This is a genomic window from Pseudolysinimonas sp. (assembly GCF_051954455.1).
Classification (GTDB): Bacteria; Actinomycetota; Actinomycetes; order Actinomycetales; family Microbacteriaceae; genus Pseudolysinimonas.
Genome location: NZ_JBQCHS010000012.1, coordinates 118,718 through 134,567, shown reverse-complemented (window position 1 = coordinate 134,567; position 15,850 = coordinate 118,718). Strand labels below are relative to the sequence as shown.

The following is a 15,850-nucleotide window of genomic DNA, read 5'->3' as shown; positions in this document are numbered from 1 at the left end:
GACGGACTCGTGCTGACAGGCACGCGCTGACGGGCCGGCGCTGACGGGCTCGCGCCGACCGACGGCGCCCGCTGACAGTTCCATCAGCAGACCGCCGCCGTTCTCCGGGGCGCGCTCAGACTGGATGCATGACCGTCGAGACCGTGGCCGAACGCCTGCAGATCCATCCCGGTGACCGCGTCGCCGTCATCGGAGCCGACCAGGACGCGGAGGAGACGATCCAGCCGCTGCCCGACGTCGAACTGGTCGACGACCCGGCCGACGCCGACATCGTCCTCGCGTTCGGCGACGACCTCGAGCAGCTCGAGCTGCGGATCGCCGACGTCGAGTCGGCCTCGTCGGCCGCTCATCTCTGGATCATGTTCCCGAAGGACGCCGCGATCGACCTCGACGCGTTCGAGGAGGTCGCCGACCGCAACGGCTTCGAGGTCGGGGCGAAGGAGTCGCTCGACGCGACGTGGGAAGCGCTGCACCTGGTGCGGTGAGAGCGGGACGGCCGGTCTCGATACGGCGCGTCGCGGCTACTCGACCCGCTCGGGCGCGGCGTCACTCAGCTCGGGGCGGGTCGGGAGATCCGGGCCCGCGCGGGAGACGGTGATCGCCGAAGCGCGCGCCGCGAACCGGGCGAACTCCTGCAGCTCCTCGCGCGACGGGTCCCACGATCCGGACGACGCGACCGCGGAGATCAGCGCCGCCATGAAGCTGTCCCCCGCTCCGACCGTGTCCACCACGCGGTCCGCGAGCGCCGGCACCGTGACGCGGGCGTCGACGGTCGCCAGCACGGCGCCGTCCCCGCCGCGGGTCATCGCCGCGATGGTGGCGCCGAGCCCGAGCAGGTGGTCGAGCACCCCCTGCGGCGACAGCCCCGGGTAGAGGTACTCCGCGTCCTCCTCGCTCAGCTTCACCACGTCGGCGAGGCGGAGGAACGGCTCGATCCGTGCCACCGCGAACTCGCGCGGCAGGAACGCCGGCCGCACGTTCGGGTCGACGGTCAGCCGCACGTTCGCGGGGCGGTTCTCGAGCAGCTCGTGCACGTGCCCGGCGCCCGGCTGCAGCGCGATCGCGATGGAGCCGGTGTGGACGACGTCGATCCCGGTCCAGTCGAGCGCGGTCGGCGCGTCCCAGGTCACCGCGAAGTCGTAGCGCGCGTCGCCCGACGGGCTCAGGTGCACGTCGGCGACGGAGGTGGCGGGCGCGGTCAGCGCCCCGGACTGCTCCCGCACGCCGTTGTCGCGCAGGTGACGCCGGAGCAGCTCGCCGTACTCGTCCTCGCCGAGGTAGCAGAGCTCGCTCACCTCGTGGCCGAGCCGCGCGAGACCGACCGCGACGTTCGTGGGGCTGCCTCCCGGGTGCGCGATCGCATCGTCCGCACCGTGGATGACGTCGACGAGCGCCTCGCCGACGACGAGGAAGCGCGGGCCGGTCGCGCCCTGGCCAATCGCGCCCAGCTCGGTCACGGCCCGCTCGGTCACGTCCCGACCAGCCGCCGCAGCTCGGGTCGCGGATCGTCCGCGTCGCGGAATGCGCCGAGGGACGCGAGGAACTCGGCCACGAACCCGGGATCGTCGGCGAGCGCCGCGAACCAGTCCGGGTTCCGCAGGAAGCCGACGGGCTCCTCCGTCATCCGCGCCACCGCGTCGCGCACGGCCGGCTCCTGCCGGTCGCGGAACGGGAGGGCGTCGTCCCCGCCGACCACGCGCTCGGCGTAGCGCGCCCAGCCCGCGACGATCGAGGCGCTGAGCGGGGTCGCCGCCCCGCGCTCCCGCAGCTCGCGGATCACCGGCACGAGCCACTTCGGGATCCGGTCGGAGGCGTCGGTCGCCAGACGCCCGAGCGTGTCGCGCACGTACGGGTTCGCGAACCGCTCGATGAGCCGGTCCTTGTACGCGTCGAGGTCGACGCCCGGCACCGGGTCGAGGGTCGGGGTCGCTTCGCGATCCATGTAGGCGCGTAGGTAGGCCGCGATCGCGGGATCGCCGGCGCCCTCGTGCGCGAATTCGTACCCGGCGAGCAGCCCGCTGTACGCGAGCGCCTGGTGCGACGCATTGAGCAGCCGCAGCTTCATGAGCTCGTACGGGCGCACCTCGTCGACGAGCTGCACGCCGACGGTCTCCCACGCGGGGCGGCCGAGCGGGAACTCGTCCTCGAGCACCCACTGCACGAAGTCCTCGCAGAGCACCGGCCAGGCGTCGTCGACGGGGGCGCCGTCGAGCTCGTAGTTCTCGCGCACCCACGCCCGGTCGGCGTCGGTCGTGACCGGGGTGATCCGGTCGACCATGCAGTTCGGGAACGCGACCTCGCGCTCGATCCACGCGGCGAGCTCGGCGTCGACCAGCCGCGCGAACGCGGTGAACGTGCGGCGGGCGACCTCGCCGTTGCCCTCGATGTTGTCGCACGACATGACGGTGAAGGGGGCCACCCCGCGCTCGCGACGCCGCCGCAGACCGGCCACGACGAGGCCGAACACGGTGGCCGGATCGCCGGCACCCGCACCCGCACCCGCACCGTGATCACCGCGCAACGCCTCCGCGTCGGCCACGATCGCGGGATTCGCGACGTCGAACTCCCCCGTCACGTCGGAGATGTTGTATCCGCCCTCGGTGATCGTGAGCGACACGATCCGCACGGCCGGGTCGGCGAGACGCTCGAGCACCGCCTCCACGTCGTCCGGTGCGTGCAGCACGTCGACGATCGAGCCGACCCGGGTCGCCGGCGCCGCGCCGTCGGGGTGCCGCTCCACGAGCGTGTACTCGAACCCCTGGCCGGCGAGCGCGTCGCGCATCGCCCGGTCGCCGGGCAGCACGCCCACCCCGCAGATGCCCCAGTCGCGCGCGGCACCGAACGTCGCGGGATCCCGCAGCAGCCGGTCGAGGTACATCGCCTGGTGCGAGCGGTGGAAGTTGCCCACCCCGAAGTGCAGGATCCCGACCGAGATCTCGGAGCGGTCGTAGTCGACGTCGACGACGGAGGCGGTCATGGTGCCGCTACCGCGATCCCAGCGCCGGCGCCTGCGCGAGCAGCGGCCCGCCCCACGCGTCCACGAGCGCCTGTTCGAGCGCCGCACCGACGGTGTACAGCCGGGCGTCCTCCCGGGCCGGGGCCATGAACTGGATGCCGGCCGGCAGCCCGTCCTCCGGCGCGAGCCCGGAGGGAAGGGAGATGCCCGGCACGCCCGCGAGGTTCGCCGGGATCGTCGTCAGGTCGTTGAGGTACATGGCCAGCGGGTCGTCGACCTTCTCGCCCAGCTTGAACGCGGTGGTCGGCGCCGACGGTGTGGCCAGCACGTCCGCCTGCTCGAATGCGGCCGCGAAGTCGCGCTGGATGAGCGTGCGGACCTTCTGCGCGCTCCCGTAGTACGCGTCGTAGTAGCCGGCCGACAGCGCGTAGGTGCCGAGGATCACGCGCCGCTTCACCTCGGGGCCGAAGCCGGCCTCGCGGGTGGCCGACATGACGTCCTCGACGGTGCCGCCGCCGGGTGGGGTGACCCGCAGCCCGAAGCGCACCGAGTCGAACTTGGCGAGGTTGCTCGACGCCTCCGCCGGCAGGATCAGGTAGTACGCGGCGATCGCGTACTGGAAGTTCGGGGCGCTCACCTCGACGATCTCGGCGCCCTGGCGCTCGAGCACCTCGAGCGACTCGCGGAAGCGCTGCAGCACGCCCGGCTGGAAGCCCTGCGCCTCCTGCGACAGCTCGGAGATCACGCCGATGCGGAGGCCCTTCACCGCCCCGTCACGGGTGCCGGCGCGCGCGGCGTCGGCGAACGACGGCCACGCGTCGGGGATGCTCGTCGAGTCGCGGCGGGCGTGGCCGCCGATGACGTCGTGCAGGAGGCCCGCGTCGAGCACGGTCCGGGTGACCGGTCCGACCTGGTCGAGCGAGGACGCCAGCGCGATCGCGCCGTAGCGCGAGACCCCGCCGTAGGTGGGCTTCACACCGACCGTGCCGGTGACGGCGCCCGGCTGACGGATCGAGCCGCCGGTGTCGGAGCCCAGCGCGAGCGGGGCCTCGAGGGCCGCGACCGCCGCCGCGGAGCCGCCGCCGGATCCGCCCGGGATCCGGTCGAGGTCCCACGGGTTGTGGGTGGCGCCGTAGGCCGAGTACTCGGTCGACGAGCCCATCGCGAACTCGTCCATGTTGGTCTTGCCGAGCGGCACGAGCCCGGCCGCACGGAGCTTCGCGACCGTGGTCGCGTCGTACGGCGGCACCCAGCCCTCGAGGATCCTCGACCCGGCGGTCGACGGCATGTCGAGGGTGCAGAGCACGTCCTTGATGGCGACCGGCACCCCGGTCAGCGGCTGGACGTCCTCCCCCGCCGCACGACGGGCGTCGGCGGCCCGGGCGGCATCGAGCGCGCCGGCGTTGACGTGGAGGAACGCGTGGACGTCGCCGTCGACGGCAGCGATCCGGTCCAGGTGCGCCTGGGTGAGCTCGACGCTCGTGACCTCGCCCGCGGCGAGCGCCTCGGCCATCGCGGAGGCGGAGGCGGTGATGTCCGGGCGCACGTCGCTCACTGCTCCTCCCCCAGGATCGAGCTGACCTTGAAGAAGTCGCCGTCGCGCTCGGGGGCGCCGCCGCGCGCCTGGTCCGGCGTCAGGGTCTCGCCCGGCACGTCGGCGCGGGTGACCATGCCGAGCGGGATCGGGTGGCTCGTCGCCGGCACGTCGGGCGTCGCGACCTCGCCCACGGTCGCGACCGCGTCGACGATGGCGCCGAGCTGGCCGGTGAGCCGCTCGATCTCCTCGTCGTCGAGGCCGATCCGGGCCAGCGTCGCCAGATGACGCACGACATCGGGGGTGATCTCGGACATGCCTCCAGCCTAGGAGGCGCGCTCAGCCGCGAAGGACCAGGTCGCCCCGGTCGATGCCGATCAGCTCGATGTTGCGCAGCGACTCGGTGCCGGGCACGAAGTAGTCGATGTGGGTGGTCGCCGCAGCGAGCTTCCGCCCCGTCAGCGGGTCGGTCGCGCCGTCGACGCCGAACCGGTGCGCCCCGTAGGAGGGGGACGTCGGGTGGCTGCCGAACGCGCCCGTGGCGGGCACCGGATCCCACGACGCGGCGCCGACCCAGACGTTGCCGTCGGTCACCGACAGCTGCGACACGTTCTGCGCCGGACTGCCGGGCGATCCGGCGATCGCGAGGGCGTCGACGGAGAGGCCGCCGGACTGCAGCGCGAGGAGCGCGGCGGTGGAGCCGTAGGAGTGCGCCATGAGGGAGATGAACGGCTCGTGCCCCACCCGTCCGGCGCGCAGACCCGCGACCGACGCGGTCAGCTTCTTCTGCGCCTGCTCGGCGAGGGCGAGCGTTCCGACGTTGGAGATGTCGGGCGTCCGATAGCCGATCCATGCGACGACGGCGGCGGTCGGCGCGGGCTCCGCCGAGTCGGCCGGGTGGAGCTCGCGGAGCATCCGGTTCTGGTCGTCGACGATCTGCTGCGCGCTCGCGGCGAACTTCACGATCTGGGTGTCGACGCTCGAGAGCATGCCCGGGATCAGGTAGCCCACGTAGTCGGCGGTCGTCACGTCGCCCACGGTGACGACCGCGGTGCCGTCGCCGTCGGGGTCCAGGTTGATCAGCTCGCGGGCGGCGTCGCCGGAGGGCCCGGCGAGCGAAGCGCGCACCTGCTCCAGCATGTGCAGCCGGCGGGCGAGCTCGTCCGACGCCGCGCGGCCCTGGCCGGCCTTCAGCTCGGCGCGGACGGTCGCCTCCGCCTGCGAGAGCGAGGTGCGGTTCGCGCGGTCGCGGACGCTGTACGGCACGCCCTCCAGGTTGCCGACGAGCCGCGGGACCGCGGAGAGCAGGTTCTTCTGCTCGGCGGCCGGCACGCCGGTCCACCACGCGCTGACGTCGGCGGCGGCCTGCGGGCGGGCGCTCAGGGTCGCGAGGACGTCGCCGTGCTTCGCCGCGAAGTCGACGAGCTGAGCGCGGCTGAGCAGGCCGAGCTGCTGGAGGAGCGGGAGTCCGCGCATCGACGGCAGCTGGGAGGCCGGGACGCGCGCGGGCTGGGCCACCACGATGGAGGCGGGACGCGGTCCGGTGACGGGGTCGACGGCGGTGCCGTCGGTCGTCGAGGAGCCCGAGGCCGCGACGGGCTCGACGGCGACGGGCTGGGCCGCGACGGGCAGGGCCGCGGCCGGCTGCAGCACGACGGCGGATGCGCGGTCCAGCTCGGCGTGGAACTCCTGCTGCGCGACGGGGAGCACGACGGTCTGCACGACCGCCGTCCGCGGGGCGGACGCGAGCACGCTGAAGGCCTCGGCGACCGAATTCGGGTTCGCCGAGGACAGCAAAGCTGTGACGTCCACCAGCACGTCGGGTATCCCCTCGTCAGGGCCGTGCGCACCCGGAGCTTCCGCCCAGTCGGAATCCGTAGGGGTGCGCCCCCAAATATAGGGGCAATACGCACCCCGAAAGGGGGACTCGGAGGAAGAATTCTTCCGAGTGTCGTGGATTCAGCCGATTTTCAGGTCGATCCGGGGCCGTGGCCCCACATCGGAGGACACGCGACGGCGTGTCGCCCGTGATCTCGGGGCTCGCCGATCAGGCGGTCGTGTCCCCCGATTGCGGGGAGACGTCGTCGTCCACCGGTCCGTCCGCCGCCCCGTCGCCGACCGCCGCCGGGCCGCCCGCGAGGAGCGCCGCGAACTCCGCCGCGTCGAGGATGCGGAGCCCGAGCTCCTCCGCCTTGGTGAGCTTCGACCCGGCGCCCGGCCCGGCCGCGACGTAGTCGGTCTTCTTGCTGACGCTCGACGCGGCCTTGCCGCCCGCGGCGAGGATCGCCTCCTGCGCGCCCTCTCGGCTGAATCCCTCGATCGCCCCCGTCACGACGACGGTGAGGCCGGCGAGCGGGCCGCCGGCCGCAGCCGCATGCCCCGGCCCGGGGTGGCCCGGGATGGCGAACCGCACCCCGGCGCGCTCCCAGCGCTCGACGATCTCGCGGTGCCAGTCGACCTCGAACCACTCGAGGAGCGCGTCGGCGATGATCGGCCCCACGCCCTCGACGGCCGCGAGCTCCTCGCGCGACGCCGCGCGGATCGCCGCGAGCGACCCGAAGTACGACGCGAGCGCGCGCGCCGCGACCGGCCCGACGTGCCGGATGCTGAGCGCGACGAGCTGGCGCCAGAGGTCCTTGGTCTTCGCCTTCTCGAGCTCGTCGACGAGCTTGAGCGCCGCCTCGCTCGGCTGGATGACCCGGAAATCCTTCTTGAACCCGGCCCGCCGCCGCTCGGCGGGGTCGAGTCCCGCCGCCTCCGGCGGGTACTCGAGGCTGACCTTCTGGAACGGCGCACGACGGTGCACCGTTCCGTCCTTGTCCTCCTTGACGAGGCCCGTCTCCACGTCGCGGACGACGACCTCGATGGGCAGGAGGTCGTCGAGGGTGAGCTCGAACAGCCCGGCCTCCGTGTCGAGGGGCGGGGTGGACGGCACGTCCGGCTGGGTGAGCGCCGACGCACCGACCTCGCCGAGCCCCTCGATGTCGAGCGCACCCCGCGATCCGACGTGCTCCACCCGCCCGCGCACCTGCGCCGGGCAGGCCCGGGTGTTGGGGCACCGCAGGTCGATGTCGCCCTCCTTGGCGGGCGCGAGGCGCGTGCCGCAGACCGGGCAGAACTCCGGCATGACGAACTCGCGCTCGGAGCCGTCGCGCAGCTCGACGACGGGCCCGAGCACCTCGGGGATCACATCGCCCGCCTTGCGCAGCACGACGGTGTCGCCGATCAGCACGCCCTTGGCCTTGACCTGGTCCTGGTTGTGCAGGGTGGCCTGCCGCACCGTCGAGCCCGCCACGCGCGCGGGCGCCATCTGGGCGAACGGCGTCGCCCGGCCGGTGCGGCCGATCGAGACGACGATGTCGAGCAGCTTCGTGTTGACCTGCTCCGGCGGGTACTTGTAGGCGATGGCCCAGCGCGGCGCGCGGGTCGTCGCGCCGAGCTCGGAGTGCAGGGCCAGCTCGTCGACCTTGACGACGACGCCGTCGATCTCGTGCTCGACCGCGTGCCGGTTCTCGCCGTAGTGCGCGATGTACGCGGCGGCGCCCTCGGCGTCCGGGCGCACCTCGAAGTACGGGCTCGTCGGCAGGCCCCAGCCTTTGAGGACCTCGTAGACGCCCGACTGCGTGCCGATCGACGCGTCGGACCAGACGCCGATCCCGTGCACGTACAGCTCGAGCGACCCCAGACGCGCCACCGCACCCTCGAGCTCGAGGCCGGACTTCTTGTCGAGCTGCTGGCGGAGGCCGCCGCTCGCCGCGTTCCGAGGGTTCGCGAACGCCGCGAACCGACGCGAGGCGCTCAGCTCGGCCTTCTCGCGATCCACCCCGCGGGCCGTCTGCTCCTCCGCGGCCCGCCGGCGCAGCTGCTCCTGGAGCTCGTTGAGACGATCGAAGGCGGCGACCGGGAGGAAGACCTCGCCCCGGACCTCGACCAGTGCGGGCGGGTTCGGGGTGTCGAGTCGCTGCGGGATCGACGCGATCCGACGCACGTTCTCCGTCACGTCCTCCCCCGTGATGCCGTCGCCGCGCGTCGCGCCGCTGACGAGCACCCCGTTCTCGTAGCGGAGGTTCATGGCGAGCCCGTCGATCTTGAGCTCGCAGAGGTAGTCGACCCGCCGACCGGCGTCGCGCTCCACCTTCGCGGCCCAGGCCAGGAACTCGTCGCGGCTGAACACGTTGTCGAGGCTCAGCATCGGCTCGGCGTGCACCACGGGCGCGAAGAGCGTGTTGCGCGCGGCGCCGACGCTCTGGGTCGGCGAGTCCTGGCTCTGCAGCTCGGGGAAGAGCCGCTCCAGCGTCTCGAGGCGCTGCATCCACCCGTCGTACTCGGCGTCGTCGACGAGGAGCGTGTCGCGGCCGTAGTACGCGTCGCGCGCCCCGAGGATGCGGCCGGTCAGCTGGTCGGCCTCGGCCTTCGCCGCCGCGAGATCCGGGGCGGTGGACTCGGGGACCTGCTCGGGTTCGGGGGCTGCTCCGCGTCCTCGGGCCATGCCGTCAGTCTAGGAAGCACCTCCGACGCCGAACGCGGCGCGCCAGCGGGCCAGCAGCTCCTCCTCGGAATCGAGGTGGTCGGGCCGGATGATGCGGTCGTCCGCCACGAAGTAGAAGGCCGCGTCGATGCGGTCGACGGGCACTCCCGCCCACCGCGAGTACGCGAGCCGGTACAGGGCGAGCTGGAGCTGCTTGCGCTCGAGGTCGTCGGCGTCCTTCGGGGCCTTGCCGGTCTTCCAGTCGACGATCTCGAACCGCTCGGGCTCGAGATCGTCGCGGTACACCGCGTCGATCTTGCAGATGACGATGCGGTCGTCGAAGGGCAGGTGGATCTCGCGCTCCACCTCGACGGGACGGCGGTCGGCCCAGGGCGACGCCGCGAACGTCGCCTGGAGCCGCGACAGCTCCTCCGCCTCCGGCTCGACTCCGATGGCGGACCCGCCGAACCCGCCGAGCCCGGCGGCGTCGTCACCGAGGTCGTCGAGCTCGTCGGGGGCCGCGTCCAGCTCGTCGGCACCGGCGCCGATGCCGTAGCGCTCCTCGACCCAGGCGTGGAAGAGCGTGCCGAGGCGGGTGGCGCGGTAGGGCCGCTCGGGCATCGGCCGGAGCGTCGACGACGCGACCGCCCCCGGCTCCGACACGAAGTCCTTGAACCGGGACGCCGCGACGCGCACCGGCAGCGTCACGCGCCCCTCGCCCGCCGCGCGGGCGGCGCGCTCGGCCAGCAGCAGCGTCAGCTCCTCGGCGAGCCGGCCCGCGATCCCGGGCGTCGCGGCCCGCACCGCCTCCGCGGCCCGCTCCACCGCCGCGCGACGGTGCCCGAGGGGGTCGCGCGGCCAGCGGAAGGTCTCGAGGTCGTCGCCGAGCGGGTTCTCGTCGCTCGTCGGCGCGTCCGGCGGAGCCGGCACGACGCCGGCCGCGGCGATGTCGGCCACGAAGGCGCTCGCGCGCCGCGGCTTCTGCGGCGTCGACCAGAACGATCCCGAGAGCAGCAGCTCGTGCCGCGCGCGCGTCACCGCGACGTAGGCCAGGCGGCGCTCCTCGTCGTCGACGCGCTGCGCGACCGCGGCCTTGAAGTCCTTGCGCGCGGCGGCGACCTCCTTGCGGGTCGCCGCGCCGCGCCAGGCGAAGTCGGGGAGGTCGTCGCGGTCGCCGCGGAAGGGCCAGGGCAGCTGCCCGAACGCGAGCCAGCCGTTGGTGCCGTCGACGGGCTTCATCGGCAGCTCGTCCTGCACGAGGCGCGGGACGGCCACGAGGTCCCACTCGAGCCCCTTCGACCCGTGGATCGTGAGGATCTGGACCGTGCCCGGCTCCGGATCCTCGGGGCGCGGCGCGAGGTCCTCGCGGTCCTCGGCGGCCCGGAGCCAGGCCAGGAACCCGCGGAGGCTCGCGCTCTCGCCGCCGACCTCGAGCGCCAGGTAGCCGTCGATCGCGTCGAGGAAGGCCTCCATGGCGGCACCGTCGACGCGGCGGGTCTCGTTGGCGATCGCCTCGACGTCGAGCCGCAGCTCCTGCTCGACGAGCGTGACCAGATCCGGCAGCGGCATTCCGATCCGGCCCCGCAGCCGACGGACCGTCGCGCCCGCGTCGCGCAGCCGCAGGAGGCCCGCCTCCGTGAAGCGCGCGAGGGCGCCGTGCCCCTCGGGCGCGCCGGCGATGAAGTCGAGCGCGTCGACGATGGAGCCGGACTCCCCCTCGGTGAGGCTCGCGCGCAGCTTCTCCTGCAGCTCCTCGTCGTAGGGCCGCTGCGCGTGGTCGCGATCGCGTAGCCAGGAGGCGAGTCGGTTCAGCGCGTGGAGGTCCTGCACGCCGATGCGCCAGCGCGACCCGGCGAGCACCCGGATCAGCTCGAGCCCCGCGCCCGCGTCGTCGAGCACCGCCAGCATCGCGACGAGATCGGCGATCTCGGGCTCGGCCATAAGGCCGCCGATCCCGAGCACGTGGTACGGCACGCCCCGCTCGCGCAGCGCCGCCAGGAACACCGCCTGGGTCGCGCGGGCGCGGAAGAGGAGCGCCGCCGACGGCGGGCTCGCGACCGGGCGCTCCGCCGTGCCGACGCGCGCGGCGAACCAGTCGGCGACGGTCGCCGCCTCGGTCTCGATGTCCTCGTCGAAGGCGAGCCGGACGGCGTGGTCGGAGGCGACCGGCGACGGCGTGAGCTCGGCGACCGGCACCCGCGAGGCCGCCGCGAGGGGGGCGACGAGCGCGTTCGCGGCGTCCAGGATCCGATGACCGTTCCGCCAGCTCGTCGAGAGGGCGTAGGTCGGCCCGGAGGCGCCGAACTGCCCCGCGAACTGCTCGAGGTTCGAGGCGGAGGCGCCGCGCCATCCGTAGATCGACTGGTTCGGGTCGCCGACCGCCATGACGGGGTGGTCGGCGAAGAGCTCGGCGAGCAGCCAGGTCTGCACCACGGAGGTGTCCTGGTACTCGTCGAGGAGCACGACCTTGGCGCGGGCGCGCAGCTCCTCGCGAACGCGCGGCGCCTTGCGGACGATGCGGAGGGCGAGCGCGACCTGGTCGGAGTACTCGACGGCGCTCCGGGCGAACTTGGCCTCCTCGTACTCCGCGACGAGGTCGACGAGCACGTCGAGCGCCGCGACCTGGGAAGTGAACGCGAGGTCGGCGTCGCGCGGGAAGCGGTCGCCGTAGGGCAGGTCGGCGAGTGCGGCGATGTCGCGGGAGAGCGCGCGCACCTCCTCGGGGTCGGCCAGGTTCTCGGCCATCGCGCGGCTGAGGTTCAGCACCGCCGAGGTCACCGGGTCGAGGTTCTTGTCGAGGTCGGGCAGGCGCGGGTCGGCCGACCTCGTGACGACCCGGCGGACCAGCTGCCACGCGCCGGCCTCGCCGAGCACCGGGCCGTCGCCGTCCCGGCCGACGAGCACCGCGTTGTCGCGGAAGATCGCGTTGGCGAAGGAGTTGTAGGTCGCGACGTCGGGTGCCTCGAACGGGTCGTGGTCGCCCGGCACGAGACCGACGGCGGCGAGCTGCTCGATGCGCGTGCGGATGCGCGCCGCGAGCTCGCCGGCCGCCTTGCGGGTGAAGGTGAGCCCGAGCACCTCCCCCGGCCGCACGTGCCCGTTGGCGAGCAGCCACAACACGCGGTTCGCCATCGTCTCCGTCTTGCCGCTGCCGGCGCCGGCGACGACGAGGGCCGGCTCGAGCGGCGCCTCGATCACGGCGATCTGCTGGTCGGTCGGCGGCGGCAGCTCGAGCGCGGCCGCGATGTCGCGCGCCGAGACGCTGGGGTTCTCGCTCACGACGCCCCCTCGTCGCTCGAGATCGCCGGCACGCGGTGCATCCGCAGCCGCGGGATGGTCGGGAGGCCGCCGTAGCTGTCGAGCTCGAGCCGGCCCTCGTACGCGGCCGCCGCGATGAGCACCGCCGCTTTGCGGATCCGCTCGCGGATCGCCTCGAGCCCCGCCTCGTCGAGAGCCGCCTGCGCCCCCTCGCGGTAGAGCTTCTCGCCCTTGCCCGCTCGGACGTAGAGCAGCTTCGCCCCGCCCGGCCGGTGCGAGGCGATGCCGGCGAGCCGCTCGCCGAGGTGGCCCTCCGCGTAGGCGAGCTGGTAGGCGCCGAGCTGCGGCAGCTCGTCGATCACCGCCTGCGAGGTGATGGGCCGTCCGGTCTTGAGGTCGACGATGACGACCGAACCGTCCGGGCCGATCTCGACGCGGTCGATGGAGCCGCTCACCTGGATGCCGGGGCGGTCCGGCCGCCGCTCGCCCTCGTCGCCCTCCTCCCCCGGCATGGTCGGGAACTCCTCCGTCGAGTACTGCAGCAGGAACCGCTCCTCCGCCGCGACGAGCGTCTTGCCCTCGCGCGCGAAGTCGCCGAGGTACTCGGCGAGCGCGCGCGTGAACCCACGGGCCAGGCGCTGCTGCCGCTCGGCGAACCACGGCGACTCGAAGACGAGCTCCGTCCAGCGCGCCTCGACCGCCTGCCAGAGGCTGTCGAATGTCGGATCGGGGGTCGTCTCCATCGCCCAGTGCAGGATCGTGCCCACGTTCGCCACGACGCCGGAGTCGCCGCCCGCGATGGTCTCGAGGAACCAGTCGAGCGGCGACTCCTCCAGCCGCTCGATGCGCGACGGCGAGACCCGCACCGGCTCGCCCGCGAAGAGGGGCCCCTCGGACGAGATCGGCGCGAGCCCGTGCCAGTCGGCGGGGTCGGCGCCGGGCAGTCCGAGCCGGGCCAGCTCGGCGAGCGACGACGCCGCGGCGTCGACCTCGGCGCGCGGGGCGCGGGGGTCGGTGAGCGTGCGCCGGAGCCGCCCGACCGCGCCGCGGAGGGTGAGCGGCACCGCGGCGGTCGCGTCGACGAGCGGGACGCCCTCGGGCAGGAGGGAGAAGAACACGCTCCGCGCCTCGTCGTCGTTCGCGACGGCGGCGAGCACCACGCGCTCCCGGGCCCGCGAGACGGCGAGCGCGAACATCCGCAGCTCGTCGTCGAGGACGAGCTTGCGCTCGTCGAGCTCGGTCTCCCCGGACCCGACCGCGGCACGGACGAGGTGCTGCGGCCCGAGCAGCGAGCCGCGCGGACGGAGGTTCGGCCACACGCCGTCTTGCAGGCCCGCGACCACGACGGTGCGGAACTCCAGCCCGACGGCGCCCGACGGGGTCGTCACCAGCACGGCGTCGTCGTCGCGGCGGGGGGCGAGCACGTCCTCGGGGACGTCGGGGCTGAGCGTCTCGGCGATGAACTCCTCCGCGACGGCGCGCGAGGTCGCCCCCTCGTGCTCCCGGCGCTCGACGTAGTCCTTCGCGGCGGCGAACAGGGCGACGATCGCGTCGAGGTCGCGGTTCGCCTCCGCCGCGGGGATACCGGTGCCGAGCGCCGTCTGCCGCCACGACTCGGCGAGGCGCGAGCGCTCCCACGCCAGCCAGAGCAGCTCCTCGATCGTCGCCTGCGCCTCCCGGAGCTGCGCGAGCGTCTCCGCCAGCCGCCCGGCCGCCCGCGCCGGGGCGCTGTCGATGGTGGCGAACCGGCCGCGGTCGCGGAGGCCCTCCACGAGCAGCTCGCCGCTCGGCCGCACCCCGCCCCCCGCCAGCTCCTCGGCGCGCAGGCTCAGCCTCAGCCGCCGGAGCGAGAGGGCGTCGAGCCCGCCGAACGGGCCGAGCAGGAGGTCGACCGCGCGCTCCGGCGTCAGCTCGACGGCGCCGATGCCCGCCTGCACGAGCTCGAGCAGCGCCCGCGCCGCCTTCTCGTCGCGGAGCGCGAGGCCGCCGCTCGTGGTACGGGTGGGCACCTCGGCGAGCGCCAGTGCGCGCGCGAGCCCCGGTGTCTGGGCGCCGCTGCGCACCACCACGGCGAGCTCCGACCACGGCACGCCGCGAACGAGGTGCTCCTGGCGCAGCACCCGGGCCACCGCGGTCCACTCGCGCGCCGGCGACGGGGCCTCGATGCGGAGGAGCGGTATCGCCGCGTCCTCGGCCCCCGCGACGGCGCGGCGCTGCACACCCGCGGCGGCGGCGCCGATGCGCTCCGTCGCGGCGGCGGTGAGCGCCCGGAGCACGGGCCCCTGCCGGTGCACGGTGGTCAGGACGATGCGCCGCGCCGGCACGCCGAGCTCCGCCGAGAGCCGGCCGAGCGCGTCGGGCTCGCCGCCGCGGAACGCGTTGGCCGCCACGTCGGGATCCCCGAACGCGACGACCGCGACCCCGCGCGATGCGAGCGCCCGCAGCATCGCGAGCGCGCCCTCGGTCGCCTCCTGCATATCGTCGACGACGACCAGCCGGAGCCGCGCGATGCGGTCGTCGGCGCCGCCGTCCCGGATCGCGGTGACCGCGTACCGGGCGAGCTCCGCCGGGTCGTACTCCTGCGGCCGGACGAGGCCGACGAGCCGCTGGTAGCCGGCGACGAAGTCCGCGGCGGCGACCCACTCGGGCCGGCGGGTCGCGCGGCCGAGCTCCCGCAGCCGCTCGGGGCTCACGTCGTACTCGGTCGCGCGCGCCATCAGCTCGCGCAGCTCGCCGCGGAATCCGCGGAGGCGCCGCACCTGCGCGTCGAGCGGCTCGGGCCAGTCGGGGCCGGTGCCGTCCTCCTCCTGGCCGGCCAGCAGCTCCGCGAGGTCGGCGTCGAGCGCGGCACCGGTCAAGAGCCTCGGCGACTCGGCGCCGGCCGCGCGCGCCGCCGAGCGCACGAGCTCGAACGCGAGGGAGCTGAACGTGCGCGCGAGCGGACCGTCGGTCGGCCGGTCGATCCGCAGCGCCAGACGGTCGCGCAGCCGGGTCGCGGCGGCGCGCGACGCCGTGAGCGCGAGCACCTCGCCGGGGCCGTAGCCGAGCTCCCGCACCCGGTCGGCGACGAGCTCGACGAGCGCCGTCGTCTTGCCCGTGCCGGGGGCGCCGAGCACCGCCGCGGACTCCCCCTCGGCGAGATCGACGACCTGCTGCTGGGCGGCGTCGAGCACCACCCGCGGGTCGGCGTCGGACGCCCCGCGCACGAAGCCGATCGAACTCACGCGGCCACGCTATCCGCGGTCGGCGACATCGGAGGCGAGGCATCCTCTCCGGCGAGAGGGCGGGCGCGAGACTGGGCGGGTGGAGCTCGAGGACCTGCAGAACGACATCGAGGGGGTCTCCGCGTACTACGCGGAGCGCCACCGCATCGACCGCACGGACGACTGGTTCGTGCTGAAGCTGAACGAGGAGGTCGGCGAGCTGACCCAGGCCTACCTCGCTCGAACCGGGCAGGCGCGCGACAAGGGCCGCGGCCCGGAGGAGCGCGACGCCGACTTCCGCGCCGAGGTGGCCGACGTCCTGGCGCAGGTGCTGCTCGTGGCGGAGCGGTTCGACATCGACCTCGCCGACGAGATCGCACGGAAGTGGCTGATCTGGAGGCGTCCGACCCCGGCGTCCTGAGCCCGCCGTC

10 protein-coding genes are annotated in these 15,850 nt (G+C 74.3%); 2 read left to right on the top strand and 8 right to left on the bottom strand.

The window, feature by feature from the left end; all coding sequences use genetic code 11:
• Positions 1-128 precede the first annotated feature (128 nt).
• Positions 129-485: a hypothetical protein gene (locus ACTHM3_RS04605; protein ID WP_440404916.1), complete on the top strand. Its 357-nt coding sequence runs from the start codon at positions 129-131 to the stop codon at positions 483-485.
• Positions 486-521: 36 nt separating this feature from the next.
• Here ACTHM3_RS04605 and ACTHM3_RS04600 read toward each other — a convergent pair whose 3' ends face one another.
• The 8 genes from ACTHM3_RS04600 to ACTHM3_RS04565 all read right to left on the bottom strand — a co-directional run bounded on the left by ACTHM3_RS04600 (position 522) and on the right by ACTHM3_RS04565 (position 15,440).
• A complete protein-coding gene (locus tag ACTHM3_RS04600) occupies positions 522-1,472 on the bottom strand; it encodes a carbohydrate kinase family protein (protein ID WP_440404915.1) in 951 nt (316 codons plus the stop codon).
• On the bottom strand, positions 1,469-2,977 hold the full coding sequence (locus ACTHM3_RS04595; protein WP_440404914.1) for a mannitol dehydrogenase family protein: 1,509 nt from the start codon (positions 2,975-2,977) through the stop codon (positions 1,469-1,471). Before ACTHM3_RS04595 ends, ACTHM3_RS04600 begins: the two co-directional genes overlap by 4 nt.
• A 7-nt stretch (positions 2,978-2,984) precedes the next feature.
• On the bottom strand, positions 2,985-4,469 hold the full coding sequence (gatA, locus tag ACTHM3_RS04590; protein ID WP_440404967.1) for an Asp-tRNA(Asn)/Glu-tRNA(Gln) amidotransferase subunit GatA: 1,485 nt from the start codon (positions 4,467-4,469) through the stop codon (positions 2,985-2,987).
• A 38-nt stretch (positions 4,470-4,507) separates the two neighbouring features.
• Complete coding sequence (gene gatC / locus ACTHM3_RS04585; protein WP_440404913.1) at positions 4,508-4,807, bottom strand: Asp-tRNA(Asn)/Glu-tRNA(Gln) amidotransferase subunit GatC; 300 nt, start codon at positions 4,805-4,807, stop codon at positions 4,508-4,510.
• A 22-nt stretch (positions 4,808-4,829) separates the two neighbouring features.
• On the bottom strand, positions 4,830-6,308 hold the full coding sequence (locus tag ACTHM3_RS04580) for an alpha/beta hydrolase (protein WP_440404912.1): 1,479 nt from the start codon (positions 6,306-6,308) through the stop codon (positions 4,830-4,832).
• A 229-nt stretch (positions 6,309-6,537) separates the two neighbouring features.
• The gene (gene ligA, locus ACTHM3_RS04575; protein WP_440404911.1) at positions 6,538-8,979 is read right to left on the bottom strand and encodes an NAD-dependent DNA ligase LigA; all 2,442 of its coding nucleotides are present in this window, start codon (positions 8,977-8,979) and stop codon (positions 6,538-6,540) included.
• Positions 8,980-8,988: 9 nt separating this feature from the next.
• The gene (locus tag ACTHM3_RS04570) at positions 8,989-12,237 is read right to left on the bottom strand and encodes a UvrD-helicase domain-containing protein (protein WP_440404910.1); all 3,249 of its coding nucleotides are present in this window, start codon (positions 12,235-12,237) and stop codon (positions 8,989-8,991) included.
• A complete protein-coding gene (locus ACTHM3_RS04565) occupies positions 12,234-15,440 on the bottom strand; it encodes an ATP-dependent helicase (RefSeq protein WP_440404909.1) in 3,207 nt (1,068 codons plus the stop codon). Before ACTHM3_RS04565 ends, ACTHM3_RS04570 begins: the two co-directional genes overlap by 4 nt.
• A 79-nt stretch (positions 15,441-15,519) precedes the next feature.
• On the opposite strand from ACTHM3_RS04565, the gene ACTHM3_RS04560 reads away from it, so the two are divergent.
• Positions 15,520-15,840, top strand: coding sequence for a pyrophosphatase (locus ACTHM3_RS04560; RefSeq protein WP_440404908.1), 321 nt, complete (start codon positions 15,520-15,522; stop codon positions 15,838-15,840).
• The last annotated feature ends 10 nt before the right edge of the window (positions 15,841-15,850 follow it).

Bases quoted from the DNA above. Each gene is read 5' to 3' on its own strand.
- ACTHM3_RS04605 (WP_440404916.1), top strand. From the start codon at position 129: ATGACCGTCGAGACCGTGGCCGAACGCCTGCAGATCCATCCCGGTGAC.
- ACTHM3_RS04595 (WP_440404914.1), bottom strand. From the start codon at position 2,977: ATGACCGCCTCCGTCGTCGACGTCGACTACGACCGCTCCGAGATCTCG.
- gatA (WP_440404967.1), bottom strand. From the start codon at position 4,469: ATGGCCGAGGCGCTCGCCGCGGGCGAGGTCACGAGCGTCGAGCTCACC.
- gatC (WP_440404913.1), bottom strand. From the start codon at position 4,807: ATGTCCGAGATCACCCCCGATGTCGTGCGTCATCTGGCGACGCTGGCC.
- ligA (WP_440404911.1), bottom strand. From the start codon at position 8,979: ATGGCCCGAGGACGCGGAGCAGCCCCCGAACCCGAGCAGGTCCCCGAG.